At 72.1% G+C, this 24,177-nt stretch carries 21 protein-coding genes; 13 read left to right on the top strand and 8 right to left on the bottom strand.

From position 1 onward, the window contains the following. Positions 1-20 precede the first annotated feature (20 nt). A complete protein-coding gene (gene mptB, locus L1857_RS23170) occupies positions 21-1,631 on the bottom strand; it encodes a polyprenol phosphomannose-dependent alpha 1,6 mannosyltransferase MptB (protein WP_116110796.1) in 1,611 nt (536 codons plus the stop codon). Positions 1,632-2,614: 983 nt separating this feature from the next. On the opposite strand from mptB, the gene L1857_RS23165 reads away from it, so the two are divergent. The 7 genes from L1857_RS23165 to L1857_RS23135 are packed head-to-tail and all read left to right on the top strand — an operon-like array spanning position 2,615 to position 8,918. Beyond that, on the top strand, positions 2,615-3,325 hold the full coding sequence (locus L1857_RS23165) for a helix-turn-helix transcriptional regulator (protein ID WP_094008084.1): 711 nt from the start codon (positions 2,615-2,617) through the stop codon (positions 3,323-3,325). Next, a complete protein-coding gene (gene sufB / locus L1857_RS23160) occupies positions 3,322-4,770 on the top strand; it encodes a Fe-S cluster assembly protein SufB (protein ID WP_094008044.1) in 1,449 nt (482 codons plus the stop codon). The genes L1857_RS23165 and sufB overlap by 4 nt, the downstream gene beginning before the upstream one ends. 1 nt (position 4,771) lies before the next feature. Next, positions 4,772-5,938 (top strand): Fe-S cluster assembly protein SufD, encoded by a 1,167-nt coding sequence (gene sufD, locus L1857_RS23155; RefSeq protein ID WP_249466298.1) that lies wholly within the window; start codon positions 4,772-4,774, stop codon positions 5,936-5,938. Between the two features lie 41 nt (positions 5,939-5,979). Further along, positions 5,980-6,750, top strand: a complete 771-nt coding sequence (gene sufC / locus L1857_RS23150; RefSeq protein ID WP_116114984.1) for a Fe-S cluster assembly ATPase SufC — start codon at positions 5,980-5,982, stop codon at positions 6,748-6,750. Between the two features lie 48 nt (positions 6,751-6,798). Next, positions 6,799-8,085: a cysteine desulfurase gene (locus L1857_RS23145; protein ID WP_116114986.1), complete on the top strand. Its 1,287-nt coding sequence runs from the start codon at positions 6,799-6,801 to the stop codon at positions 8,083-8,085. Further along, on the top strand, positions 8,086-8,529 hold the full coding sequence (gene sufU / locus L1857_RS23140) for a Fe-S cluster assembly sulfur transfer protein SufU (RefSeq protein WP_116114988.1): 444 nt from the start codon (positions 8,086-8,088) through the stop codon (positions 8,527-8,529). Next, positions 8,526-8,918 carry a metal-sulfur cluster assembly factor gene (locus tag L1857_RS23135; RefSeq protein WP_020421256.1) on the top strand — a complete coding sequence of 131 codons (393 nt, stop codon included), beginning with the start codon at positions 8,526-8,528 and terminating at the stop codon, positions 8,916-8,918. The genes sufU and L1857_RS23135 overlap by 4 nt, the downstream gene beginning before the upstream one ends. On the opposite strand, the gene L1857_RS23130 is transcribed toward L1857_RS23135, so the two are convergent. Beyond that, positions 8,915-9,427 (bottom strand): hypothetical protein, encoded by a 513-nt coding sequence (locus L1857_RS23130; protein ID WP_240323442.1) that lies wholly within the window; start codon positions 9,425-9,427, stop codon positions 8,915-8,917. The two genes, L1857_RS23135 and L1857_RS23130, sit on opposite strands and share 4 nt — an antisense overlap. Before the next feature lie 10 nt (positions 9,428-9,437). Beyond that, positions 9,438-11,141 (bottom strand): GGDEF domain-containing protein, encoded by a 1,704-nt coding sequence (locus tag L1857_RS23125; protein ID WP_116114990.1) that lies wholly within the window; start codon positions 11,139-11,141, stop codon positions 9,438-9,440. Positions 11,142-11,251: 110 nt separating this feature from the next. Here L1857_RS23125 and L1857_RS23120 point away from each other — a divergent pair, with 110 nt between their 5' ends. The 3 genes from L1857_RS23120 to L1857_RS23110 all read left to right on the top strand — a co-directional run bounded on the left by L1857_RS23120 (position 11,252) and on the right by L1857_RS23110 (position 15,332). Beyond that, a complete protein-coding gene (locus L1857_RS23120) occupies positions 11,252-12,814 on the top strand; it encodes a deoxyguanosinetriphosphate triphosphohydrolase family protein (protein WP_116114992.1) in 1,563 nt (520 codons plus the stop codon). 502 nt (positions 12,815-13,316) lie between these two features. Then, positions 13,317-14,945: an ABC-F family ATP-binding cassette domain-containing protein gene (locus L1857_RS23115; RefSeq protein ID WP_094007690.1), complete on the top strand. Its 1,629-nt coding sequence runs from the start codon at positions 13,317-13,319 to the stop codon at positions 14,943-14,945. A 177-nt stretch (positions 14,946-15,122) separates the two neighbouring features. Next, positions 15,123-15,332: a helix-turn-helix domain-containing protein gene (locus tag L1857_RS23110; RefSeq protein ID WP_017982988.1), complete on the top strand. Its 210-nt coding sequence runs from the start codon at positions 15,123-15,125 to the stop codon at positions 15,330-15,332. Here the strand turns inward: L1857_RS23110 and L1857_RS23105 are convergent. After that, the gene (locus L1857_RS23105) at positions 15,319-16,620 is read right to left on the bottom strand and encodes a glycosyltransferase 87 family protein (protein WP_116114994.1); all 1,302 of its coding nucleotides are present in this window, start codon (positions 16,618-16,620) and stop codon (positions 15,319-15,321) included. The genes L1857_RS23110 and L1857_RS23105 overlap by 14 nt on opposite strands. Before the next feature lie 167 nt (positions 16,621-16,787). Between L1857_RS23105 and L1857_RS23100 the strand changes: the two genes are divergently transcribed. Then, positions 16,788-18,653, top strand: coding sequence for an ABC transporter ATP-binding protein (locus tag L1857_RS23100; protein WP_249466295.1), 1,866 nt, complete (start codon positions 16,788-16,790; stop codon positions 18,651-18,653). Here L1857_RS23100 and L1857_RS23095 read toward each other — a convergent pair. Beyond that, positions 18,650-19,354, bottom strand: a complete 705-nt coding sequence (locus L1857_RS23095; protein ID WP_094007688.1) for a sugar isomerase domain-containing protein — start codon at positions 19,352-19,354, stop codon at positions 18,650-18,652. The two genes, L1857_RS23100 and L1857_RS23095, sit on opposite strands and share 4 nt — an antisense overlap. 554 nt (positions 19,355-19,908) lie before the next feature. On the opposite strand from L1857_RS23095, the gene L1857_RS23090 reads away from it, so the two are divergent. After that, complete coding sequence (locus tag L1857_RS23090; protein WP_240323443.1) at positions 19,909-20,571, top strand: alpha/beta hydrolase; 663 nt, start codon at positions 19,909-19,911, stop codon at positions 20,569-20,571. A 99-nt stretch (positions 20,572-20,670) separates the two neighbouring features. Then, positions 20,671-21,834, top strand: coding sequence for an LCP family protein (locus L1857_RS23085; RefSeq protein ID WP_094007686.1), 1,164 nt, complete (start codon positions 20,671-20,673; stop codon positions 21,832-21,834). Positions 21,835-21,987: 153 nt separating this feature from the next. On the opposite strand, the gene L1857_RS23080 is transcribed toward L1857_RS23085, so the two are convergent. Genes L1857_RS23080 through L1857_RS23070 form a run of 3 tightly spaced genes read right to left on the bottom strand, consistent with a single transcriptional unit; the run spans position 21,988 to position 24,154 of the window. Beyond that, a complete protein-coding gene (locus L1857_RS23080) occupies positions 21,988-22,758 on the bottom strand; it encodes an NAD(P)-binding domain-containing protein (protein ID WP_116114835.1) in 771 nt (256 codons plus the stop codon). Then, positions 22,755-23,201 (bottom strand): hypothetical protein, encoded by a 447-nt coding sequence (locus L1857_RS23075; protein ID WP_205413418.1) that lies wholly within the window; start codon positions 23,199-23,201, stop codon positions 22,755-22,757. Before L1857_RS23075 ends, L1857_RS23080 begins: the two co-directional genes overlap by 4 nt. Then, entirely contained in the window at positions 23,201-24,154 is a 954-nt protein-coding gene (locus L1857_RS23070; RefSeq protein ID WP_094007684.1) for an alpha/beta hydrolase, read from the bottom strand. The genes L1857_RS23075 and L1857_RS23070 overlap by 1 nt, the downstream gene beginning before the upstream one ends. Positions 24,155-24,177: the final 23 nt, after the last annotated feature.

Raw genomic sequence — 24,177 nt, 5'->3', positions numbered from 1 at the left:
GTCAAGCGTACGACCCCGGCTCAGGCCACCGGCTGCGGATCCCTCTTCAGCAGAAGAGGTGCCCTGCGCCACACGACGAGGATCGCGACGGCGACGACGAGAGCCGCGGCCAGGTAGGCCTGCGGCACGACGAACGAGCGGCCGTCGAACGTGCTGCCCGGCGGCGCGGCGAGGAACGCCAGCGCGACGCTGGCGACGCTGGCCGCGACCCGGAAGCGGGAGGTGCCCGCCGCCGCGGCCAGCGGGATGATCGCCCACAGCAGCCACCACGGCTGCATCGCGACGTGCAGCATCATGAAGGCGCCGAGGGAGACGCCGAGCCCGATGATGGGCCGGTAGCGCCAGCGGAAGCTGTCCCAGAGGAACTTGGCCGTGATGAGCCCGGCCAGCGCGGTGCCGGCCGTCTGCAGGATCGAGACCAGCGCGTTGGTGTGGTTGCCCAGGCCGAGCGCGATGCCCAGGACGCCGCCGAGGTTGGCCAGCTCGGCGCTGGGGGAGATCCAGCTGCGAACCAGGCCCGGGGTGTCGAGCGCGCCGACCCAGCCGAAGCCCAGCCCGGTGCCCAGGCACACGGCGACCATCAGGACCGCGAACACGCCGGTGAGCAGCGCCGCGGCGCGCAGCAGGTCGGTGATGCGGCCGTGCCAGCGGCGCGCGATCATCACGCCGAAGAAGCCCAGCGCGATGACCGCGTTGATCTTGATGGCCGCGCCGAGGGTGATGACGGCCGCGCCGAGCACGATGAACAGGAGCTCGCCGCGGGCCAGCGGCGGGGGCGTGTCGCCGCTGATGCGCACCGGGATCCGCCGGATGCCCAGTTCCAGGCCGGCGACCATGAGGCCGATGCCGAGGGCCTCGTTGTGCGCGCCGGCGACCAGGTGGAACAGGACGAGCGGGTTGGCGGCGCCCAGCCACAGCGCGGTGGCCGGTTCGACGCCGAAGCGCTGCGCCAGGCGCGGCAGGGCCCAGATGATGAGGGCGACGCCGGCCAGGGCGAGCGCGCGCTGCAGCAGCACCCCGGCGACGATGTTGTCGCCGACGATCGCGGAGATCCAGCTGCCCAGCTTGAGGAACAGGGGGCCGTAGGGGGCCGGGGTCTCGCGCCACATGTTGGAGACGCCGCTGGTGAGCGGGTCGGCGACGCCGAGGGCCTGCGCGGGGCCCAGCGAGTAGGGGTCCATGCCGCGGTGCACGATCTCGCTCTGCGCCAGGTAGCTGTAGACGTCGCGGGAGAACAGCGGCGGGATGAACATCAGCGGCGTCAGCCACATGACGAGGGTGCGGGTGAGCTGCGCCCGGCTGGCGAGCCTGGTGCGCCCGGGCCGCGCGAACCGCCCGAGCAGCAGCCAGCCGATGACGAGCATGCCCATGCCGGCGAAGCAGATGGCCAGCGAGACGGTGGGGATGCGGGAGAAGAGGCGCAGGACGGGCAGGTCCTGGACCGGGTTGAGCACCGGGGCGGCCCCGGCGCCCAGCGAGCCCAGCGCGAGGAGCAAGGCGCCGACCGTGCCCAGGCGGCGGATGATGTCGAGCGCGCGCAGTTCGCGCTGTTCCAGGGGCCCGGCCTCGGGGGGCCGCACCGGGGACAGCGGTACCGCCACCGCACCGCCACCGGTGCTCTGCTCGCCCAATGCCACACGGAGAGGGTATCGACGCCGTGAAGGACGTCTGTGAAGGGCGGTGACCGGCGCTGATCACGACGGCGGGTAGGGGAGCGGGGATGGGTTGTTGCGGCGGTGGGCCGGAGGGGGCTGCCGGGTGGACGCGCGGGGATGCGAGGGAGCTTCGGAGGCCCGCGAGGGGCGTTCTCGCACGGCGACGACTGGGCCTCTCGCCCGGCGGCGACTGGCCTTCTCGCACGGCGACGACTGGGCCTCTCGCCCGGCGGCGAGGGGCCTTCTCGCGCGGCGACGGCTGGCCTTCTCGCGCGGGCGATGGCTGGCCCTCTCGTGCGGGGATGGCTGGCCTTCTCGTGCGGCGGCTGGCCCCCTCGTGCGGCGATGACTGGCTCTCTCGCACGGCGGCGGCTGGCTCTCTCGCGCGGTGACGGGTGGCCCTCTGGCGCTGAAGCGGCTGGCCCTCTCGTGCGCCGCGGGCAGGCCCGTCGCGGTCATGGTCGGTCTCTTCGCGCGGTGGCGGATGGTCATCTCGTGCCGCCATGACTGGCCCTCTCGCGCACCGCCGCGCGATTGGTCCACTCGCGCGGCGACGATCGGTCCACTCGCGCGCCCACGACTGGCCGCCCGACCCGCCGCCGCCCACCGGAGCGACCCGCCGCGACCCCGCCAAACCTGCCGCCAACCAGCGCGGATACGTGAGCCCGGTCACCGGCAGTTGACCTATCTTTGCCTCCCGCCCCGAAATACGACACACTTGTGTTGTGAAAAACAGCGGACCCACCCAGCACCAGGCCGGCGCGAGCCGTCCCGGCGCCGTGGCGTCCGCTCAGGCCACCCCCGGTCAGCCGGACCAGGCCGCCACGGCGCACGCCGCCACGGCGGTCCAGCCCACCCCTGGCCGCCTGGCTCACGCCACCCCGGCCGAGGCCACCCCGGCACACCAGCCGGCGCCAGCCGAGGCCACCCCGGGCCACGCCACCCCGGCACACCACCCCGTGCCGGTCCAGGCCACCCCCGAAGGACGCACCCGCCACGAGGTCGCCCGCCTCCTGCTGGAGGACGGCCCCATGACGGCGGGTGTCGTCGCCGAGCGGCTGGGTCTCACCCCGGCCGCCGTGCGGCGTCACCTGGACGCCCTGGTCGCCGACGGGGAGGCCGAGACGCGGGACGCGCCCCGGCGCGGTCCGCGCGGCCGGGGCCGCCCGGCCAAGCTCTTCCTGCTCACCGAAACCGGGCGGGCGCGGTTCGGGCACGCCTACGACGACCTCGCGGTCGCTGCCATCCGGTTCCTCGCCGAGCACGCGGGCGAGGACGCGGTGCGGGCGTTCGCGGAGCGGCGGGTGGCCGCCCTGGTCGAGCCGCACCGCGCCGCGGTCAACGCGGCCGACGGCCCGGCCCACCGGGCGGAGGCCCTGGCCGCCGCCCTGACCAGGGAAGGCTACGCTGCGTCCACCCGCCAGGTGGGTGCATCGGCCACCGGTGCCGGCGCGCAACTGTGCCAGCACCACTGCCCGGTCGCCCACGTCGCCGCTGAGTTCCCGCAGCTGTGCGAGGCGGAGACCGAGGCGTTCGCCAAGCTGCTGGGCACCCACGTCCAGCGGCTGGCGACCATCGCACGCGGTGACGCCGCGTGCACGACACACGTCCCTGCGGAAAATCCGCCGGGTCTGCAAGCGAAAGCTCCGGACGGAGGGGAACGCGAATGACTGCCGCTGCCGAGCAGCGCAATCCCACCACGACGCCGCTGTCCCAGGAAGAGACCATCGAGTCCCTGGGCAACTACGCGTTCGGGTGGGCCGACCCGGATGCCGCGGGGGCCAGCGCCCGCCGCGGGCTCAACGCCGACGTCGTTGCCGACATCTCCGCGAAGAAGAACGAGCCGGAGTGGATGCTCGAGGCGCGCCAGAAGGCGCTGAAGCTCTTCGAGCGCAAGCCCATGCCGAACTGGGGCGCGGACCTGTCGGGCATCGACTTCGACAACATCAAGTACTTCGTCCGCTCCACCGAGCAGCAGGCCACCAGCTGGGACGAGCTGCCCGAGGACATCAAGAACACCTACGACAAGCTGGGCATCCCGGAGGCGGAGAAGCAGCGCCTGATCGCCGGCGTCGCGGCCCAGTACGAGTCGGAGGTCGTCTACCACAAGATCCGCGAGGACCTCGAGGCCCAGGGCGTCATCTTCCTGGACACCGACACCGGCCTCAAGGAGCACCCGGAGCTGTTCCGGGAGTACTTCGGCTCGGTCATCCCGGCCGGTGACAACAAGTTCTCCGCGCTGAACACCGCGGTGTGGTCCGGCGGGTCGTTCATCTACGTGCCGCCGGGCGTGCACGTGGACATCCCGCTGCAGGCCTACTTCCGGATCAACACCGAGAACATGGGCCAGTTCGAGCGCACGCTGATCATCGTCGACGAGGGTGCCTACGTGCACTACGTCGAGGGCTGCACCGCGCCGATCTACAAGTCCGACTCGCTGCACTCGGCCGTCGTCGAGATCATCGTGAAGAAGGGCGGCCGCTGCCGCTACACGACGATCCAGAACTGGTCGAACAACGTCTACAACCTGGTCACCAAGCGCGCCAAGTGCGAAGAGGGCGCGACCATGGAGTGGATCGACGGCAACATCGGCTCCAAGGTGACCATGAAGTACCCGTCGGTCTTCCTGATGGGTGAGCACGCCAAGGGCGAGGTCCTGTCGATCGCCTTCGCGGGCGAGGGCCAGCACCAGGACGCCGGCGCGAAGATGGAGCACCTGGCGCCGCACACCTCCTCGACGATCGTGTCGAAGTCGGTGGCGCGCGGCGGCGGCCGCACCTCCTACCGCGGCCTGGTGAAGGTGGCCAAGCGGGCGCACCACTCCGCCTCCACGGTGAAGTGCGACGCGCTGCTGGTCGACACCATCTCCCGCTCGGACACCTACCCCTACGTCGACATCCGCAACGACGAGGTGTCGATGGGCCACGAGGCCACGGTGTCCAAGGTCTCCGAGGACCAGCTGTTCTACCTGATGTCGCGCGGTCTCACCGAGGACGAGGCCATGGCGATGGTCGTGCGCGGGTTCGTCGAGCCCATCGCGCGCGAGCTGCCCATGGAGTACGCGCTCGAGCTGAACCGCCTGATCGAACTGCAGATGGAAGGAGCCGTCGGCTGACATGACGGTGGCTGCTGAAAACACCGCTGCCGCTGCGGAGGCCGTCGTTCCGGCGGCCTCCCGCGCGGAGCGCTTCACCGGGTACGACGTCGCCGCCTTCGAGGTCCCCAGCGGCCGCGAGGAGAACTGGCGTTTCACCCCGATGAAGCGCCTGCGCGGGCTGCACGACGGCACCGCGACGGCCTCCGGCGAGGTCAAGGTCGACGTCGACGCCGCCCCCGAGGTGCGCGTGGAGACCGTCGGCCGCGAGGACGAGCGCCTCGGCCAGGCCGGCGTCCCGAGCGACCGCATCGCGGCGCAGGCGTACAGCTCGTTCGCCGCGGCGACGCTGGTGACCCTGCCCAAGGAGACCCGCGCGTCCAAGCCGACCGTGCTGCGGCTGACCGGCCCGGGCGAGGGCAACACCGCCTACGGGCACGTGCAGGTGCGCGCCGAGGCCTACGCCGAGGGCGTGGTCGTGCTCGACCACCTCGGCTCCGGCACCTACGCCGACAACGTCGAGTTCGTCGTCGGCGAGGGCGCGAAGCTCACCGTGGTCAGCGTCCAGGACTGGGCCGACGACGCGGTGCACGTCTCCGAACAGCACCTCAAGCTGGGCAAGGACGCCACGGTCAAGCACATCGTGGTCACCCTGGGTGGCGACCTGGTGCGCGTCTCGTCCACCGCGACGTTCGCCGACCGCGGCGGCGACGTGGAGATGCTGGGCCTGTACTTCGCCGACGCCGGCCAGCACCAGGAGCACCGTCTGTTCGTCGACCACGCGGTCCCGTACTGCAAGTCGAACGTGATGTACAAGGGCGCGCTGCAGGGCGACGACGCCCACGCGGTGTGGATCGGCGACGTGCTGATCCGGGCCGCGGCCGAGGGCACCGAGACCTACGAGCTCAACCGCAACCTGGTGCTCACCACGGGTGCGCGCGCCGACTCGGTGCCGAACCTGGAGATCGAGACCGGGGAGATCGCCGGCGCCGGGCACGCGAGCGCCACGGGAAGGTTCGACGACGAGCAGTTGTTCTACCTGCAGTCGCGCGGGATCGAACAGGAGCAGGCGCGGCGGCTGGTCGTCCGCGGCTTCTTCCACGAGATCCTGATGAAGATCGACGTTCCCGAGGTCCGCGAGCGCCTGGCCGAGGCGATCGAGGCCGAACTCGAAGCCGTCGGCAGCTGAGCCCCTCCTTCCACCACGAGAGACAGAGACGAAACAAGGCCATGGCCACACTGGAAATCAAGGACCTGCACGCGAGCGTCACCACCGACGAGGGCGCCAAGGAGATCCTCAAGGGCGTCGACCTGACGATCCGCTCGGGTGAGACGCACGCGATCATGGGCCCCAACGGCTCGGGCAAGTCGACCCTGTCCTACGCGATCGCCGGCCACCCCAAGTACGAGGTGACCTCCGGCGAGGTGCTGCTGGACGGCGAGAACGTGCTGGAGATGTCGGTTGACGAGCGCGCGCGTGCCGGGCTGTTCCTGGCGATGCAGTACCCGGTCGAGGTCCCGGGCGTGTCGATGTCGAACTTCCTCCGCACCGCGGCCACTGCCGTGCGCGGCGAGGCGCCGAAGCTGCGCCACTGGGTCAAGGAAGTCAAGGACGAGATGGCCAAGCTGGAGATCTCGCCCGAGTTCGCCGAGCGCAGCGTCAACGAGGGCTTCTCCGGCGGGGAGAAGAAGCGCCACGAGATCCTGCAGCTGGCGCTGCTCAAGCCGAAGATCGCGATCCTCGACGAGACCGACTCGGGCCTGGACGTCGACGCGCTGCGGATCGTCTCCGAGGGCGTCAACGAGTACAAGGCCAACAACGAGGTCGGCGTCATGCTGATCACGCACTACACGCGGATCCTGCGCCACATCACGCCCGACTTCGTGCACGTCTTCGCCGACGGCAGGGTCGTCGAGTCCGGCGGCAAGGAGCTGGCGGACGAGCTGGAGGAGAACGGCTACGTCAAGTACACCGGCAAGAAGGAAGCCGCGGCGGTCTGACGTTGTCGTACCTCCTGAACTGACACCGCGAGAGAGGAGTTGGCGCGCATGACCACCACAGCCGCGGCCAACACGCCTTTGGACGTCGCTGCCCTGCGCGCCGACTTCCCCATCCTGTCGCGCACCGTGCGCGACGGGAAACCCTTGGTGTACCTGGACTCCGGCGCGACCTCGCAGCGGCCCACGCAGGTGCTGGACGCCGAGCGCCGGTTCCTGGAGACCTCGAACGCGGCGGTGCACCGCGGCGCGCACCAGCTCGCCGAGGAAGCCACCGACGCCTACGAGTACGCCCGTGCCCGCACCGGCGAGTTCGTCGGCGCGGACCCGGGCGAGCTGGTGTTCACCAAGAACGCCACCGAGGGCATCAACCTCGTCGCGTACGCGATGAGCAACGCGGCCACTGCGGGCCCGGAGGCCGAGCGGTTCCGCATCGGGCCGGGCGACGAGATCGTCATCACCGCGATGGAGCACCACGCGAACCTGGTGCCGTGGCAGCAGCTGTGCCAGCGCACCGGCGCGACGCTGCGGTGGTTCGACCTCACTGACACGTTCCGGCTGGACCTGTCCAACCTGGACGAACTGGTCAACGAGCGCACCAAGATCGTCGCGTTCGCGCACCAGTCCAACGTGCTCGGCACCATCAACCCGGTGGAGCCGATCGTGCGGCGGGCCCGCGAGGTGGGCGCGCTGACGCTGCTGGACGCCTGCCAGTCGGTGCCGCACTTCCCGGTCGACTTCCACGCCCTGGGCGTGGACTTCGCGGTGTTCTCCGGGCACAAGATGCTGGCGCCGTCCGGCATCGGCGTGCTCTACGGGCGCCGGGAGCTGCTCGAAGCGATGCCGCCGTTCCTCACCGGCGGGTCGATGATCGAGCTGGTCACGCTGGAGCGCACCACGTTCGCGCCGCCGCCGCAGAAGTTCGAGGCCGGAGTGCCGATGACCTCGCAGGCCGTCGGGCTCGGCGCCGCGGTGGACTACCTGACCGCGATCGGCATGGACCGGGTGGCCGCGCACGAGCACGTGCTCGTCGAGGCCGCGCTGGCCGGGATCGCCGAGATCCCCGGCGTCCGGCTGATCGGGCCGGGCGACTCCGCCGACCGCGGCGCGACCGTCGCGTTCGTCGTCGACGGCGTGCACCCGCACGACGCCGGCCAGGTGCTGGACAGCCTGGGCATCGCCGTGCGCGTGGGGCACCACTGCGCGTGGCCGCTGCACCGGGTCTGCCAGGTGCCCGCCACCGTGCGGGCGACGTTCTACCTCTACAACGATCTGTCCGAAGTGGACGCGCTGATGGGCGGGATCCGCGAGGCGCAGAAGTTCTTCGGGGTGGCGTAGGTGAACCTGGAGAGCATGTACCAGGAGATCATCCTGGACCACTACAAGAACCCGCACGGCCACGGCCTGCGGGAGCCTTTCGACGCGGAGTCGTTCCAGGTCAACCCGACCTGCGGCGACGAGATCACCCTGCGCGTGAAGGTGGAGGGCGACAAGGTCGCCGACGTCTCCTACGAGGGGCAGGGCTGCTCGATCAGCCAGGCGTCCGCGTCGGTGCTGACCGATCTGGTGACCGGTCACACCGTGTCGGAGGCACTGTCCACGATGGACACCTTCGTGGAGATGATGCAGAGTCGCGGCCAGATCGAGCCGGACGAGGATGTGCTGGAGGACGCGGTCGCCTTCGCCGGGGTGTCGAAGTACCCGGCGCGGGTGAAGTGCGCCCTGCTGGGCTGGATGGCGTTCAAGGATGCGCTGACCCGCACGAACGGAGCCGAGAAGTGACCGAGGAGCAGACGCGCGAGGGCCGCACCGCGGAGGACCTGCCCGAGCAGGCGCAGCCGCCGGCCGCGGACGTGGCCAAGATCGAGGACATCGAGGAGGCCATGCGGGACGTCGTGGACCCCGAGCTCGGCATCAACGTGGTCGACCTCGGGCTGGTCTACGACATCCGCGTGGAGCCGGACAACACCGCGACGATCGACATGACGCTGACGTCGGCGGCCTGCCCGCTGACCGACGTGATCGAGGACCAGACGGCCTCGGTGCTGGTCGGCCAGGCCGGCGTGGTGAAGGACTTCCGGATCAACTGGGTCTGGATGCCGCCGTGGGGCCCGGAAAAGATCACCGACGACGGCCGGGAGCAGCTCCGCGCGCTCGGCTTCACCGTCTAGACCGCCACCGTCGCCTGCGGAACACCGCCGCCGCACTCGGGCCCGTTCGGGTACACGAGCTGCGCGGCGGTGTTCTGCGTCGTGCGGCCCACTTCGCCGCCGCTCGCGTTCGTCAGGACGACCGTGACTTCGTAGGGTCCCTCGCGTAGATCGTGGATCGGGACGAAGCCGTACCAGCCGCCGGTTTCCCGCAGCTCCACCGAACAGGAGTCCTCCGGGCCGGTGCCGGTGCACGTCTGCGGTCCCGGTGTGGTCGCGGGGAAGACCGGCGTTTCCCCGGTCCGGCAGGCGCCGTCCCGGCAGACGGTGACCGTCGCCGCGGCGACCGTCCGCCCCGGCCGCGGCTCGACGTCCAGGCTGATCCCCGGCACCGCGCCGATCATCGTGCACGCGCGACCGCCCGCGGCACCCTCCGACGCGCCACAGGCCGTCAGCACAGCGATTCCGAGCGCCACCACCGGCAACATCCGCATACCGGACAGACGGACCGCGGCCGCCTCCGGTTGCATGGATAACGACCTATCCGGCGCGGCTCAAGCCGACCTGGCCCGCCGGCCGCTGCTCCGGCAGCGCGTGCCGCGACCGGCCGCGCAGCACCTCGACCCGCTCGGAGCCCGGGCGGCCCAGCACCCAGCTCGACCCCGGCACCGCCTTCGCCTGCTTCTTCAGCGGCGCCAGCAGCCGCGACGCCTCCCGGTAGGACTCGATCGTCGCCGTGGCGCAGACCAGCGTCGCCAGCGACACGGTCACCGGCATGCCCTCCGCCGTCCACGGCGTATCCAGCAGCGCGCCCGCGATCGTGCCGATCTCGTCCACGTCGCAGGCGATCAGGAAGTCGTCGCCGCCGACGTGGCTCACCACCATCCGCGGCAGCCGCGACGCCAGATCGGTCAGGGTGCGGCCGATCGCGCGGATCAGGTCGTCCCCGGCGGCGAAACCGGCGTTGTCGTTGACCGCCTTGAACGAGTCGACGTCCAGCCACGCCGCGACGAACGCCTCCCGGCTGCCGATCCGCCGGTCCACGTCCCGCGCCACCGTGTCGCTGCCGGGCAGCCGGGTCAGCGGGTTCAGCGCTGCCGCCTCCTCGACCTTCGCCTCGGCCACGCCGCGCACCACCTCGGTCACCAGCACCACACCCAGGCAGCGGCCCGCGTCGTCGACCACCACCACGTCGTCGCCGGTGCGGCCCCAGTCCGCGTCGGTCACCAGCTCCAGCAGCTCCAGCGCCCCGGCATCGGCGTGGATGGTGTGCGGGGTGTCCGCCAGCCGCTCCGCGCTGCGCTTGGCGTGCAGCGCGTGCCCGTACGGGCCGGTCACCGACACCAGGAACCGGGTGCGGTCGATCGACCACCGCGGGCGGCCCTCGTCGTCGATCCCGACGATGCCGCTCGGCGCGTCGCCCGCCGCCAGCGCGGTGCGCACGTCGTCGCAGGTCGCGTCGTGCGGCAGGGTGCTAGCCGGGCGCAGGAAGTCCCGCACCCGCGGCGTGGTGAGCGGCCCCGGTGTGAGGCGCTCCGCCGGGTCCGGGATCGCCGGGGTCAGCAGGTGCCCCAGGTTCACCCCGTCCCGGGCGGGGGCGAACAGGTTGCCCTGAGCGATGCGCACCCCCAGGCGGCGCACCGCTGCCAGCTGCGCTTCGGTCTCGATCCCGGTCGCGACCAGCCGCGCGCCGGTCCGGGCCGTGAAGTGCAGCAGGGATTCGACGACCGCGACCGAGCCGGCGTCACCGGGCAGCCCGCGCAGCACGCTGCGGTCGAGTTTGAGCACGTCCACCGGCGCCGCCGCGAGCATCGCGAACGGCAGGTCGCCGCGGCCGAGACCGTCCAGCGCCAGCCGGAACCCCAGCTCGCCGAGCCGGTACAGGCCGGCGAGCAGCTGCTCGGGCCACACCGAGCAGAACGGCGGCCCGACCTCCAGCACCACCTCGCGCGGCCGCCTGCCGGCGCGGGCGAGGGCGTCGAGCAGCGGATCGACCGAGGCCGCCGACGCCGTGGCCGCGGTGACGTTGAGGTGCAGCGGCAGCAGGGTCTGCTGGTCGGCCTCCGCGCGGACGGCGTCGCACGCCAGCGCGATGTCGGTCTCCACCAGGCGCCGTTCGCGGCGGGCGGTGTCGAGCAGTTCGTGCACGGACCCCTCGGCGGGGCGGGCCAGCGCTTCGAGCGCGACCATGCCGCCGGTGTTGAGGCTGTAGAGCGGCTGGAAGGCGAACCGGACTGGGCGCACGGACCGATCTTCGCTGGTGAGGTGGCTGTTGTGAAAGAGATGTCGACTGATGTTCACCTCGGGGGCGGGCAGCGTACTCCCACGCGGGCCGGGGCGGGACGGATACGGTGATGCGCATGGAACCCGATCCGCGGACGATACGCCGGGAGAACGCCCGGGAACCGGCCTGGTCCGATCTGGCCGACAACCCCTTCCGGGCCGACCGGGACCGCATCGTGGTGTCGCCGTTCTTCGCCCGGCTCGGCGGCGTGACCCAGGTGGTCAGCGCGGCCGGGTCCGGTCTGCTGCACAACCGGCTCACCCACAGCCTCAAGGTCGCGCAGGTCGCGCGCGCCATCTCGGAGCGGCTGCTGTCCTCGGTGGACTCGGCGGAGCTGATCGGCAAGCTGGGCGGGCTCGACCCGGACGTCGCCGAGGCCGCCGCGCTGGCCCACGACCTCGGGCACCCGCCGTTCGGGCACCTGGGGGAGCAGGTGCTGGACCGCATCGCGCGGCACCGGTTCTCGCTGCCGGACGGGTTCGAGGGCAACGCGCAGACGTTCCGGATCATCACCACGACCGACGTCCGCGGGCCGGCCGCCGTCGGGCTGGACCTCACCGCGGCCGTGCGGGCGGCGGTGCTGAAGTACCCGTGGGCGCGCCTGCACTGGCCGGACCCGCACCCGGCGGCGATGCGCATCCCGCCGCGGGGCGCGGCCGAGCCGGACGAGGCGCCGGGCACCGGGTCGAGCAAGTTCTCCGCCTACTGCACCGAGCTGGACGACGTGGTCGCGGCGCGCCGGCCGTTCGCCGGGCGGATCGAGCCGTGGCAGCAGACCGTCGAGGCGTCGGTGATGGACACCGCCGACGACCTCGCCTACGCGATCCACGACATCCAGGACTTCCACCGCATCGGGGTGCTGCAGCACGCGCCGGTGGCGGCCGAGCTGGGGGAGTGGCTCGATCACGCGGTCGAGCTGGCCGGGCTGGACAACGCGACGCTCGCCGCGCAGATCCGCCGCCCCGGGCGGTCGCTGGAGCAGCTGCGGCGCCGCATGCACGCCAAGGACGCCTGGATCGTCGACGACGACGCGTTCGCCCACGCGGTGTCCCGGATCCGGGCCGAGCTGGTCGACGGCCTGCTGGGCGAGCCCTTCGACGGCTCGATCGAGGCGGAGCAGGCGACGGCGGCGTTTTCCGCCCGGTGGACGCATCGCCTGGTGGACGGGGTGATCGTGCTGCCGTCGCCGTCCACGCGGGCCGGGCACGTGTCGCTGCGGACCGCCCAGTGGCACGAGGTGCAGGTGCTGAAGTTCGTGCACCGGCGGTTCGTGCTGCTGCGCCCCGAGCTGGCCCTGCATCAGCGGGGACAGGCGTCGCTGCTGACGACGCTGGTCGACGCGCTGGACGCGTGGCTCGCCGACCGGGACGAGGTGTCGCGGTTGCCACGCCGCCTGTACGACCTGGTGGAGCTGGCGCAGTCGGAGTTCGAGGGGCTGGCCCGGAACGCGCCCGAGCTGCTGGTCGGAGCCACCGGCGAGCCGGTCGCCGGGGCGGACGCGATCCGGGGCCTGGCGAGGGGCCGCGCGGTGATCGACTTCGTGTCGTCGCTGACGGACAAGCAGGCGGTCAGCCTGCTGGAGGCGCTGTCGGGCCGGTCCGGGCAGCCGTGGTCGGACTCGTTCGTGCTCTGAGCGGCACCCGGCAACGAACCGCCGGCCGGCAACGCGAGTGGACCGTTCGGCGCCGTAGGTGCCCTCCGCCCGTAGGGCGGACTCCTCGCCTGCCGACGGGGGCGCGGCTCTAAAGATCAAAAGATGTCCTCGCCGGACGGGCAGGCTCCGGGATGACGGGGGACCGTTGTCAGCTCGCCTCGGGCAGGTGGTCGCTGGGTGGTCATCCCGTCGCCATCCGGTTTGGGTGTATCACTTTGAGCCAGGCCCGCAAGGTTGCGTTGTCGGGCGGCGGTGGGCGGCCTGGGTTGCGGGCCTGGCTCAAAGTGATCGTTGCGGTGTCAGGCGACGGGATGACCACCCAGCTTCACTGGTGCTGCGGGTGAGGCCCGCCACCGTGGGGAAAATCCCTCGACAGCGGTCCGTACACTGGGTTCGTGGACGTCCAGTTGGAGTAGCTCCGGGCCGCCTGTGCAGCAGGCCCGTCGATGCCACCTGTCCACCCCCGAAACCGGGAGTTTCCTTGATCACGGCCACCGGCCTCGAACTGCGCGCCGGGTCGCGCATTCTGCTCTCCGACACCACCCTGCGCATCCAGCCGGGCGATCGCATCGGCCTGGTGGGGCGCAACGGCGCCGGCAAGACGACCACCCTGAAGGTCCTCGCCGGCGAGGGTGAGCCCTACGCGGGCGAGGTCCGCCGCGGCAGCGAGCTCGGCTACCTGCCCCAGGACCCCCGCGAGGGTGACCTGTCCGTCCCCGCCAAGGACCGCGTCCTGTCCGCCCGCGGCCTCGACACCCTCCTGCGCGACATGGAGAAGGCCCAGACCGCCATGTCCGAGCTGGTCGACGACGCCGAGCGGGACAAGGCGATCCGCCGCTACGGTCGCCTCGAGGAGCGCTTCGCCTCCCTCGGCGGGTACGCCGCGGAGAGCGAGGCCGCCCGCATCTGCGCCAACCTCGGCCTCGCCGACCGCGTCCTCACCCAGCCGCTGCGCACCCTCTCCGGTGGCCAGCGCCGCCGCGTCGAGCTGGCCCGCATCCTGTTCGCCGCCTCCGACGTGGGCGCCTCCGGCCGCTCGGACACGATCCTGCTGCTCGACGAGCCCACCAACCACCTCGACGCCGACTCGATCAACTGGCTGCGCGGCTTCCTCAAGGGCCACGAGGGCGGCCTCGTGGTGATCAGCCACGACGTCGACCTGCTGGCCGAGGTCGTGAACAAGGTCTGGTTCCTCGACGCCACCCGCGCCGAGCTGGACACCTACAACATGACCTGGAACCGCTACCTCGAGGCGCGCGCCACCGACGAGAAGCGCCGCCGCCGCGAGCGGGCCAACGCCGAGAAGAAGGCCTCCGCCCTGCAGGCCCAGGCCGCGAAGCTCGGCGCGAAGGCCACCAAGGCCGTCGCGGCGAAGAACATGGCCCGCCGCGCCGAGCAGATGCTCGCCGGGCTCGACGAGCAGCGCCAGGCCGACAAGGTCGCGCACATCAAGTTCCCGGCCCCGGCCCCGTGCGGGCGCACCCCGCTCACCGCCGAGGGACTGTCCAAATCGTACGGCTCGCTGGAGATCTTCACCGGCGTCGACCTCGCGATCGACCGCGGCACCAAGGTCGTCGTGCTCGGCCTCAACGGTGCAGGCAAGACCACCCTGCTGCGCCTGCTGGGCGGCATGGAAAAGCCGGACACCGGACGCGTCGAGCCCGGCCACGGCCTGCGCCTGGGCTACTACGCGCAGGAACACGAGACGCTCGACCACGACGCCAGCGTGTGGGAGAACATCCGCCACCTCGCCCCGGACACCGGCGCGCAGGAGCTGCGGAACCTGCTGGGCTCGTTCCTGTTCACCGGCGAGCAGCTGGACCAGCCGGCCGGCACCCTCTCCGGCGGCGAGAAGACCCGGCTCGCGCTCGCGGGCCTGGTGTCCAGCGCCGCCAACGTCCTGCTGCTCGACGAGCCGACCAACAACCTGGACCCGGCCAGCCGCGAGCAGGTGCTCAACGCCTTGCGCAGCTACACCGGCGCCGTCGTCCTGGTGACCCACGACCCGGGCGCCGTCGAGGCCCTCGAACCCGAGCGGGTGATCCTGTTGCCCGACGGCACGGAGGATCACTGGTCGGATGATTACTTGGAACTCGTCCAGTTGGCGTGACGTAAACAAAGGGCTGATTGCTTAGTTGGACTAGGCAACCACCTGGAATGGCGCAATTTTTCCGCCATTGGGCAGGTTTTTCGCCGCTCGTCTGGCAAATTCGCGGTTCGTGTTCGATCATTGCGTGACGAGGCCCACCGTGGCCTGCCAACGCGATCTGGTGGAAGGCGGAACGACGTGGCTGACCTGAAGAAGGGCGCGCGGATCACCGGCAGTACGCGCGACAAGCTTGCCGCTGACCTGAAGAAGAAATATGAGAAGGGTGCGAGTATTCGGGCCCTGGCCGAGTCGACCGGACGCTCGTACGGTTTTGTGCACCGCGTGCTTTCCGAATCCGGTGTGCAGTTGCGCGGGCGCGGCGGGGCGACGCGCGCTAAGAAGAAGTAGGCCGGGGGTCCCCGGCCTCGGCACGGCGGAAGCACAACATCGCACCGAGGAGCACGCACGGGTACACCAGGTATCCGAAGCGCGTCGCGGGCGTCAGGAGGGTGAAGGCCCCCAGGCCCACGGCGATGCGCCACAACGCGTCCGATCCGGCCACGGGCGGACGCCGCAGCAACCAGACGAGGATCGCGGCAGCGGCGCCGGCGAGCAGGACGAACGCGGCCACCTTCCCGGCCGGTCCGGTACTGGCGATGAGGTAGCCCGGCAACGGGCTCGCCGCCGGTGACGTCACCTGGCCCAGGCCGGCCGGGAACCGGATCACGTGCTCGACGAACGCCCGCGGGTTCACCAGGAACACGGGGACGTTGAGCACCGCGCACGCGAGCACCGTCGTGGCGAGGAAGCGCGCCAGGGCCCTGCCGCCCAGGCGGGCGAAGACGAGCACGGCCAGCACCACGGCGGCCGGTGCCACGATGAGCTTCGCGCTGATCACCAGCGCGAGCACGATCGCGCTCGCCACCGGGCGGTCCCGGGCCGCGAGCGCGGCCGCGACCAGCATGAGACCGACGATCGCCAGGTCCGGCCCGGCGACCGCCCAGGTCAGCGCGGTGAGCGGGCAGGCCATGGCGAACTGCGCGGCGCGCACCGGAACCCGCGGGGTGCGCGACAGCCGGATCGTCAGCCACGCGCACACGCACGCGGTCAGGGCGAACACCAGCCGCGCGTCGGTGAGGGCGTCGGCGACCGGGCTCCCGCCGAACAGGGCGCGCGGCAGCCCGAACACGGCCATCACCGGGCCGTAGGGGGTGTAGTCGTTGACCTCAGGCGCCCGGGTGAGCGCCTCGACGTCCACGTACGGCGTGCCGTTGTCCAGCAGCAGGCTCGCCGACCGCTCGATCACCCACACCTCGGGCTGCGCGCTCCAGGAGAACGGCGTGTACAGCCAGTCCGTGCCGGTCAGCCGCCGGATCACCAGGACGGTCAGGGGCAGCAGCATCGACAGCACGCCGATGCCGGCCAGGCCCACCCAGCGGGAGCGCAGCAGCCCGGCCCGGCGGCGCGTGGCCATCAGCCAGCCGGTGTGGGCGGCGGCGAAGGCGTAGCCGAACGCCGCGCACGATCCCCAGATGCGGAAGCCGTAGAACTCGCCTGTGATCGCCAGCGCGATCGCGTAGACGGTGCAGCCGAGGTAGAAGACCAGGTCGACGGTCAGCGGGTGGGTGGCGAGCAGCGCGCGCCACCGGTCGAGTGCGGGAGCCGGCGGACGCACCGCGGTGTGCTCAGTGGTCATCGCGGGCCGCCGGGTGATCCGGCACCGGTTTCGTCCCTCCCCATGGGCAAAGGTTACCGAGGGCGGAATCGGCGGCGACCTCCGGGAAGCTTTTGGTGTCCGGCCGCGTTGGCCTGGAGGTCTCCGGGGTAGACCTCAAGCATTGTCGAAGTTTTAGGGTGGGCGGCGTGGACAACACCTGGTCGTTGATGAGTTCGGCGATGCGCGCCGCGGACGCGCCGAAGGGCCTCGCGCCCGGCACGATCCGCCGGGTGGCGCGCTTCGCCCGGCCGTACTGGCGCAGCCTGCTGGTCTTCCTGGCGCTGACCGTGGTGTCGGCGGTGGTCGCGGTCAGCACGCCGGTGCTGGCCGGCAAGGTCGTGGACACGATCGTCGGCGGCAAGGACTCCGGGCTCGTCGTGCTGCTGGCGGTGATCGTGGCCGGGCTGGCGGTCGCCGACGCCGGGTTCGGCCTGGTCGAGCGCTGGTTGTCGGCCCGCATCGGTGAGGGGCTGATCTACGACCTGCGCCGCGCGGTGTTCGAGCACGTGCAGCGGATGCCGATCGCGTTCTTCACCCGCACGCGCACCGGCGCGCTGGTCAGCCGTCTGAACAATGACGTGATCGGCGCGCAGCGGACCTTCACCGCGACCCTGTCCGGCCTGGTCACCAACGTGATCCAGCTGGTCCTCTCGCTCGCGGTGATGGTGACGTTGTCCTGGCAGGTGACGCTGCTGGCGCTGGTGCTGCTGCCGGTGTTCGTGCTCCCGGCGCAGCGCATCGGCCGCCGGATGGCCGACCTGCAGCGCGAGTCCGCCCAGCTCAACGCGGGGATGACCACGCAGATGACCGAGCGGTTCTCCGCGCCCGGCGCGACGCTGGTCAAGCTGTTCGGGCGGCCGCGGCGGGAGGCCGAGGACTTCGGCGCCCGCGCCGGGCGGGTGCGGGACATCGGGGTGCGCACCGCGATGCTCACCCGCTGGTTCATGACCAGCCTGACCCTGGTGTCGGCGCTCGCGCAGGCCCTGGTCTACGGCCTGGGTGGCTGGCTGGCGATCCGCGGGCAGCTCGCCCCGGGCACCGTCGTCGCGCTCGCGCTTCTGCTGACCAGGCTCTACAGCCCGCTGACCGCGCTGGCCAACGTCCGGGTGGACGTGATGACCGCGCTGGTGTCGTTCGAGCGGGTCTTCGAGGTGCTCGACCTCGACCCGATGATCACCGAGAAGCCGGACGCCCGGACGGTGCCGAAGGGTGGCGTGTCGGTCGAGTTCGACGACGTGCGCTTCGCCTACCCGGCCGCCGACAAGTACTCCCTGGCCTCGCTGGAGGAGGTGTCCACACTGGACACCCGGGGCGGCGAGGAGGTGCTGCACGGGATCAGCTTCCGCGCCGAGGCCGGGCAGATGGTCGCCCTGGTCGGGTCGTCCGGGGCGGGCAAGTCGACGATCGCGTCGCTGCTGCCGCGCCTCTACGACGTCGACTCCGGCGCCATCCGCTTGTCCGATGTGGACGTGCGTGACCTGGGCTTCGCCTCGATCCGCGACACCGTCGGCGTGGTGACCCAGGACGGGCACCTGTTCCACGACACGATCCGCGCCAACCTGGAGTACGCGCGGCCCGGGGTGACCGAGGAGGAGATCTGGGACGCGCTGGACCGCGCGCGGCTGGCCGGGCTGGTGCGCAGCCTGCCCGACGGGCTGGACACGGTGGTGGGGGAGCGCGGCTACCGGCTCTCCGGCGGGGAACGGCAGCGCCTGACGATCGCGCGGCTGCTGCTGGCCCAGCCGCGGGTGATCGTGCTGGACGAGGCGACCGCGCACCTGGACTCCGAGTCGGAGGCGGCGGTCAGCGAAGCACTGTCGCACGCGCTGGAGGGGCGGACCGCACTGGTCATCGCGCACCGGCTGTCCACCGTGCGGGCGGCCGACCAGATCCTGGTGGTCGAGGCCGGGCGCATCGTCGAACGCGGCACGCACGAGGAGCTGCTCGCCGCGAACGGCCGCTACGCCGGCCTCTACCACACCCAGTTCGCCGAGGAGCCCGCCGCCGCTTAGCGCAGCGCCGGGACGCGGGGGCGGTAGTGGTCCAGCAGCGCGACGTTGGCCGCGTCGCCGCCCTCGACGTTCGAGCTGCGCCACAGCGGCACCTCGACGCCCTCCTGCGCGGCGGTGGTGACGACGTGCGCCAGCACCTCGTTCCACAGGTAGACGTTGAGCAACGAGGACAGCGCCACCGTGCGCGGATCGTCCTCGGGGAAGGCGGCGTCGCCCGGCCGGACGCCGGTGTCGAGCACGACGTCGGCCTGCTCCAGCAGAGTGCTGTGCGCGCGGCGCGGCGCCGCCTCGACCGAGGCCCGGGACGTCACGGCCACCACCGGCGCTCCCGCGGCTTCGGCCAGCTCCACCGGGTAGGGGTTGACACCGGAGTTGGAGAAGACGAACACCACGTCGTCCGGACCGGGTGCGCGTTCGGCCAGGACCTCGGCGGCCAGACCGGACCGCCGCTCGGCGGCCGTGCTGGTGGCGGCGCCGTGCAGCGGCAGCAGGTCCGGGTGGTAGAGCGGGTACACGCAGGCCAGGCCGCCCGCGCGGTAGAAGGTCTCGGCGACCGACGCCAGCGAATGCCCGGCGCCACCGGTGAAGACGAGCGCGTCCGCCCGCACCGCGGCCAGCACGAGGCCCGCCGCCCGCCGGATCGCGCCGGAGTTGCGTTCGCCGGCCCGCGCGAGGGCCCCGGCGACCAGATCGTGGATCATGCGCCCGACCCTAGGCAACGAACCACCCCGCCAGGTGGTCGGCGGACGGTTCCCGCCGCCACCGGCAACGGTCGCGCTCCGCGGGGCTTTGCCGCTGAGGAGAGGGCCCCTGGGCGCTGAACCACGCCGTCTGGGTGGTTGGTGGACGGCTCTGGCTGTCCGGCCTGCTGCCAGCCACGGCGGTCGGGTTCTGCGCGGCTTTGCCGCTGAGGGGACGGCCCCTGGGCACTGAACCACCCCGCCGGGTGGTGGGTGGAAGGTTCCCACTGCCACCGCAACGGTCCCGCTCCGCGGGACTTCGCCCGTGGTGGTGCTGGTTGACGGCCCCGATGCGAGTGGCTCCGCCGCTGAGGGAACCGCCCCTGGGAGCGAGCCACCTCCGCCCGGGTGGTGGATGGACGGTTCCCGCCGTCCGGGCTGCCGCACCCGCAACGGTCCCGCTCCGCGGGACTTCGCCCGGTTTGGCGGACCCCGGCACCGAATCACCTCGTCCGGGTGGCCGGTGGAAGATTCCCGCCGTCCGTGGTGTTGGCCGGTGTGTGACGAGTGATCCCGTGCTGAGGACCTGGCGCGCCCGCGGACCGGTGCGGGCGGTGGTGCTGGTCCTGCACGGCGGCGCCGAGAACGGCCTCAACGTGGTCCGCCCCTGGGGCCTGGCCTACCTGCGGATGGTGCCCCTGGCGCGGCAGATCCTGCGCGCCGGCGCGCCGCACGGTGTCGAGGTTCGGCTGATGCGCAACCGGGTCCGCGGCTGGAACGACCCCGACCTGCACCCGGTCGCCGACGCGCGGTGGGCTCTGGAGCGGATCCGCGCCGAACGGCCGGGCGTGCCGGTGTTCCTCGCCGGGCACTCGATGGGCGGCCGGGTCGCGCTGCGGGTGGCCGCCGATCCGCAGGTCCGGTCGGTGCTGGCGCTGGCCCCGTGGACGCCGCTCGGCGAGCCGGTCGAACCGGTGACCGGCAAGACGGTGGTGATCGCCCACGGCACGCGCGACCGCATCACCCGGCCCGCCGAGTCCTTCGCCTACGCCGAGCGCGCCCAGGCGGTCGCCGAGCGGGTGGTGCGCATCGAGGTCATGTCCGAGGGGCACGCCATGCTGCACCGGCCCGGGGTGTGGAACCGGCTGGCACGCGAGTTCGCCCTGGACGCGGCGGGTGTGGCGCCGCTCACCGCCTGGACGGTGCGTCCCGACCAGCGGCTTCGCCTGCCCGTGTAGAGGTGAGCAACCCTTTCGGGGTGCTGGACGTCCTTGATCGAGAGGTTTGCGGTTCACTAGGTGCGTCCTAGGGCCGGTCGATCGGGGAACGGTGATGGCGTGACGAACCAGGGCGGCTACCCACCGCGCGTACCGCCGCGCGGCCCGCGACAGCACCAGCCCGCGCAGATGATGCCGCTGCCCGGGCGCGACGGCGCCTACCGGCAGCCGCCGCCCCGCCGCCCCGGACCGCCGCCCACCCGGGCGATGCCCTCCCGCGGTGACGTCCCGCCGCCCCCGCCGCCGGTCGCGCGCCGCCCGCGCCGCCGCCGGTTCGGCCCGGGCAAGGTCCTGCTCACCCTGCTGTCGGTGTTCGTGCTGTTCCTCGCCGGGGTGTGGGTGTACCTGGAGTTCTCGATCAACCGGATCGCCGCGCTGGAGGACTACGAGGGCCGCCCCGCCGCCGGGGCGGGCACGAACTGGCTCATCGTCGGCTCGGACAGCCGCGAGGGCCTGACCGCCGAGGACGAGCAGCGCCTGGTCACCGGTGACGTCGCGGCCGCGGGCGGCGGTCAGCGCACCGACACGATGATGATCGCGCACCTGCCGGACAACGACACCAAGCCGACGCTGGTCAGCCTGCCGCGCGACTCGCAGGTCGCCATCCCCGGCCACGGCACCAGCAAGATCAACGCCGCGTTCTCCATCGGCGGCGCGCCGCTGCTGGTCAAGACGGTCGAGCAGGCCACCGGGCTGCGCATCGACCACTACGCCGAGATCGGGTTCGGCGGGTTCGCCAACATCGTCGACGCGATCGGCGGCGTGCACATGTGCGTCGACAAGGAGATGCACGACACCGTCACCGGCATCACGATCCCCGCCGGGTGCGGCGACCTCGACGGCGCGCAGGCGCTCGGGTTCGTGCGCATGCGCCACAGCGAGGCGACGCCACGGTCGGACCTGGACCGGGTGGAGAACCAGCGCAAGTTCATCGGCGCGCTGGTCAGCGAGATCTCCAGCCCCGGCACCCTGCTGAACCCGTTCGACGTCTTCCCGCTGCTGAGCGCCGCGCCGGACGCGCTGACCATCGACGAGGGCGACCACCTGCACAACCTGGTCGGCCTGGCCTGGGCGATGCGCGGCATCTCCTCCGACGGCGTGCTGTCCACGACGGTGCCCGTCACGTCCGCCTCGGCCGAACGCTGGGACAAGACGAAGTCGAAGCAGCTGTTCGACGCGCTGCGGAACGACACGGTGGTGCCCGAGAGCGCCATCATGACCTAGGGCGTCTCTGACGTTGAAGCGGCGTTCCCTGCCCGGCGGGGAGCAGGGTGACCAGGGGTCTGCCGTTGCCCCGCCACGCGATCCGAACGCATCGCAAACCGCGACACCACCAGCAGAACCCACCAACCACCCGCGATCGTCGTCAGGCCTTTCCTAGGGCCGGCCGAGGTCGGTGAGCAGGTCGTCGAGGGCCTGGGTGAGCGCGGCGGCGTTGGCGGGGGTGAACCAGGTCGTGCGGATGCGCTCGTTGTTCCCCTTCGGCGTCTCGTGGTCGGCCGCGAGACGCTCCAGCGTGCGGGTCCGGTCGCTCAGGGCGCGGCCGGTCTCCTGGAAGAGGCTCCGGACGTAGCGGTCCGCGTCCTCGGCGGCGATGCCGTGTCCGGCGGCCCACGCGGTGATCGTGGCGAGGTACCGGTAGTGGCTGGTCAGCGTTCCCGTCACCGCGGAGAGGACGTCGAAGGCCGCCTCGTCGCCGACCGGGAGCACCCCGCCCAGCCGCTCGAAGAACGCATCCGCCACCGGGTGGGACGGGTAGGTCGCCGTGAGGGAGCGGCGTTCGCGGATCGCGGGCAGCGGGATGGCCCGGACGATCGGGGCCTCGGTGCCCAGCGTCGCACGCAGGTCGTCGTTGGCGACGCCGGCCATCACGTTGATCACGATCTTGTCGCCGGCCACCGTCATGCCGTCGAGTGCCTCGTGCCGGTCCTGACGGCGCACGGCGATGATCACGATGTCCGCGCGGTCGGCCACCGTCTGGTTGCCGGGACACACCTGAACGCCGGGGTAGCGCTCGGACAGCTCCGCGGCGGTGCGGGCTCCCCGCGGCGAGAGGAACACCTCGGGTGCGTCGCCGCCCCCGTGGTGCAGGCCGTCCACGATGGCCCGGCCGATCTCGCCCACCCCGATGATGCCGATGCTGTTCACTGCGCCTTCCTCTCCGAGTGTTTCCACAACAGTCCGACCGCCACGATGCCCGCCAGGCAGGGCGCCATCCCGGCCCAGCCCAGCGCCGGCGGCAGCCCCGGCTCGCCCGAGACGTCCCTGATGAACAGCCCGGTCAGCCCGGTGCCGATGCCGAGCACCAGCATCACGGTCGCGGCGGGCCGGGCCCACCGTTTGCCGGCCCGGACCGCCCAGGTCATCCAGAGCCAGCCGCCGGCGCCGAGCGCTCCGAGGACGGACAACAAGACGAGGTAGGCGGTGACGGCCGAATCGACCTGCGCCGGGGTGTAGGCCGGATAGCCGGCCCGGACGTGGCCGGCCAGGACCGCAGTGCTGAGGTACGCCAGGACCGTCACGGCGACGGTGAGTCCCAGCCCCGTGTACATCGCGGCGAGCGCCGATCGCCGCGGAGGTGATTGCGTCATCAGAACGCCTCCCCGCTCGGCACGAGGGCGGCCCGGAGGAACTCGAGGATCTCCGCCCGCGCGGTCGCGGCCTGGGGTTCCACCCCGGGCAGGGTGAGGAACGCGTGCCCCGCTCCCGGGTATTCGCTCAGCCGCGCCGGTGTCCCGGCCGCGTGCAGCCGTTCGGCGTAGCGGCGGCCGTGATCGGCCACCGGGTCGCGGGTCGGCACCACCACGAGCGCCGGGGCCAGCCCGCTCAGGTCGTCGGCGTACAGCGGTGAGACCGCCCGCGCGTCGGCTCCCGGTGGCACGCCGAGCCGCCGGATGAGCCGGAGCTGGGGCAGCGCGAGGGCCGGGGTGTGGGCGTACTCGGTGGCCGAGGGGTGGTCGAGCATCGTGCCGGTCGTGTCGGTGACGGGGTTGACCAGCACCTGCGCGTCGAGGCGCAGGCCGGCGTCCCTGGCCCGGATCGCGGTCAGGGCGCTGATCAGCGCGCCGCAGCTCTCGCCGAACACGGCCACCCGCTCCGGGTCGACACCCCACCGCGAAGCGTGCCGCACCACGTGCTGCAGCACGTCCCAGCCGTCGTCGGCGGCCGCCGACAGCGGCGTGTCGAAGTCCAGGAGGCGGTGTTCGACCGAGACGACGACCGCGGGCAGCTGGGTGGCGACGTGGCTGTTGGTCCAGTCGCACTGCACGGCCGTGCCCGTGAAGCCGCTGCCGTGCACGTGGACCACGAGCGGCAGCGCGGTTCCGGCCCCGGCCGCCGGACGGTACACCCGGACCGGCAGCTCGCGGCCGGGCAGCGGCACCTGCTGCCATTCGATCGTGGCGCCGGGGTCCGGGTGCCCGAGCATCTCCCGGGCCGCCTCGGACGCGCGGAAGCGGTTCTCCGCGTCACTGTAGGCACGCAGTTCCTCCGGCGTGATCGTGTCGAAGTCCGGTGCCGGTGGTCGCGTGACGGTTTCGCTCATGGTTGCTTCTCCTTCCCCAGAGG

The sequence above is a fragment of the Amycolatopsis thermalba genome (assembly GCF_023376025.1).
Taxonomy (GTDB): domain Bacteria; phylum Actinomycetota; class Actinomycetes; order Mycobacteriales; family Pseudonocardiaceae; genus Amycolatopsis_E; species Amycolatopsis_E thermalba.
Note: the sequence above shows the minus strand (reverse complement) of the source record. Positions and strands in the feature narration are given on the sequence as shown.

What these genes read in the sequence shown, in the direction of transcription:
- sufB (WP_094008044.1), top strand. Translation starts at nt 3,322, where the DNA reads ATGACTGCCGCTGCCGAGCAGCGCAATCCCACCACGACGCCGCTGTCC.
- sufD (WP_249466298.1), top strand. Translation starts at nt 4,772, where the DNA reads ATGACGGTGGCTGCTGAAAACACCGCTGCCGCTGCGGAGGCCGTCGTT.
- sufC (WP_116114984.1), top strand. Translation starts at nt 5,980, where the DNA reads ATGGCCACACTGGAAATCAAGGACCTGCACGCGAGCGTCACCACCGAC.
- L1857_RS23145 (WP_116114986.1), top strand. Translation starts at nt 6,799, where the DNA reads ATGACCACCACAGCCGCGGCCAACACGCCTTTGGACGTCGCTGCCCTG.
- L1857_RS23130 (WP_240323442.1), bottom strand. Translation starts at nt 9,427, where the DNA reads ATGCAACCGGAGGCGGCCGCGGTCCGTCTGTCCGGTATGCGGATGTTG.
- L1857_RS23120 (WP_116114992.1), top strand. Translation starts at nt 11,252, where the DNA reads ATGCGCATGGAACCCGATCCGCGGACGATACGCCGGGAGAACGCCCGG.
- L1857_RS23105 (WP_116114994.1), bottom strand. Translation starts at nt 16,620, where the DNA reads ATGACCACTGAGCACACCGCGGTGCGTCCGCCGGCTCCCGCACTCGAC.
- L1857_RS23095 (WP_094007688.1), bottom strand. Translation starts at nt 19,354, where the DNA reads ATGATCCACGATCTGGTCGCCGGGGCCCTCGCGCGGGCCGGCGAACGC.
- L1857_RS23075 (WP_205413418.1), bottom strand. Translation starts at nt 23,201, where the DNA reads ATGACGCAATCACCTCCGCGGCGATCGGCGCTCGCCGCGATGTACACG.
- L1857_RS23070 (WP_094007684.1), bottom strand. Translation starts at nt 24,154, where the DNA reads ATGAGCGAAACCGTCACGCGACCACCGGCACCGGACTTCGACACGATC.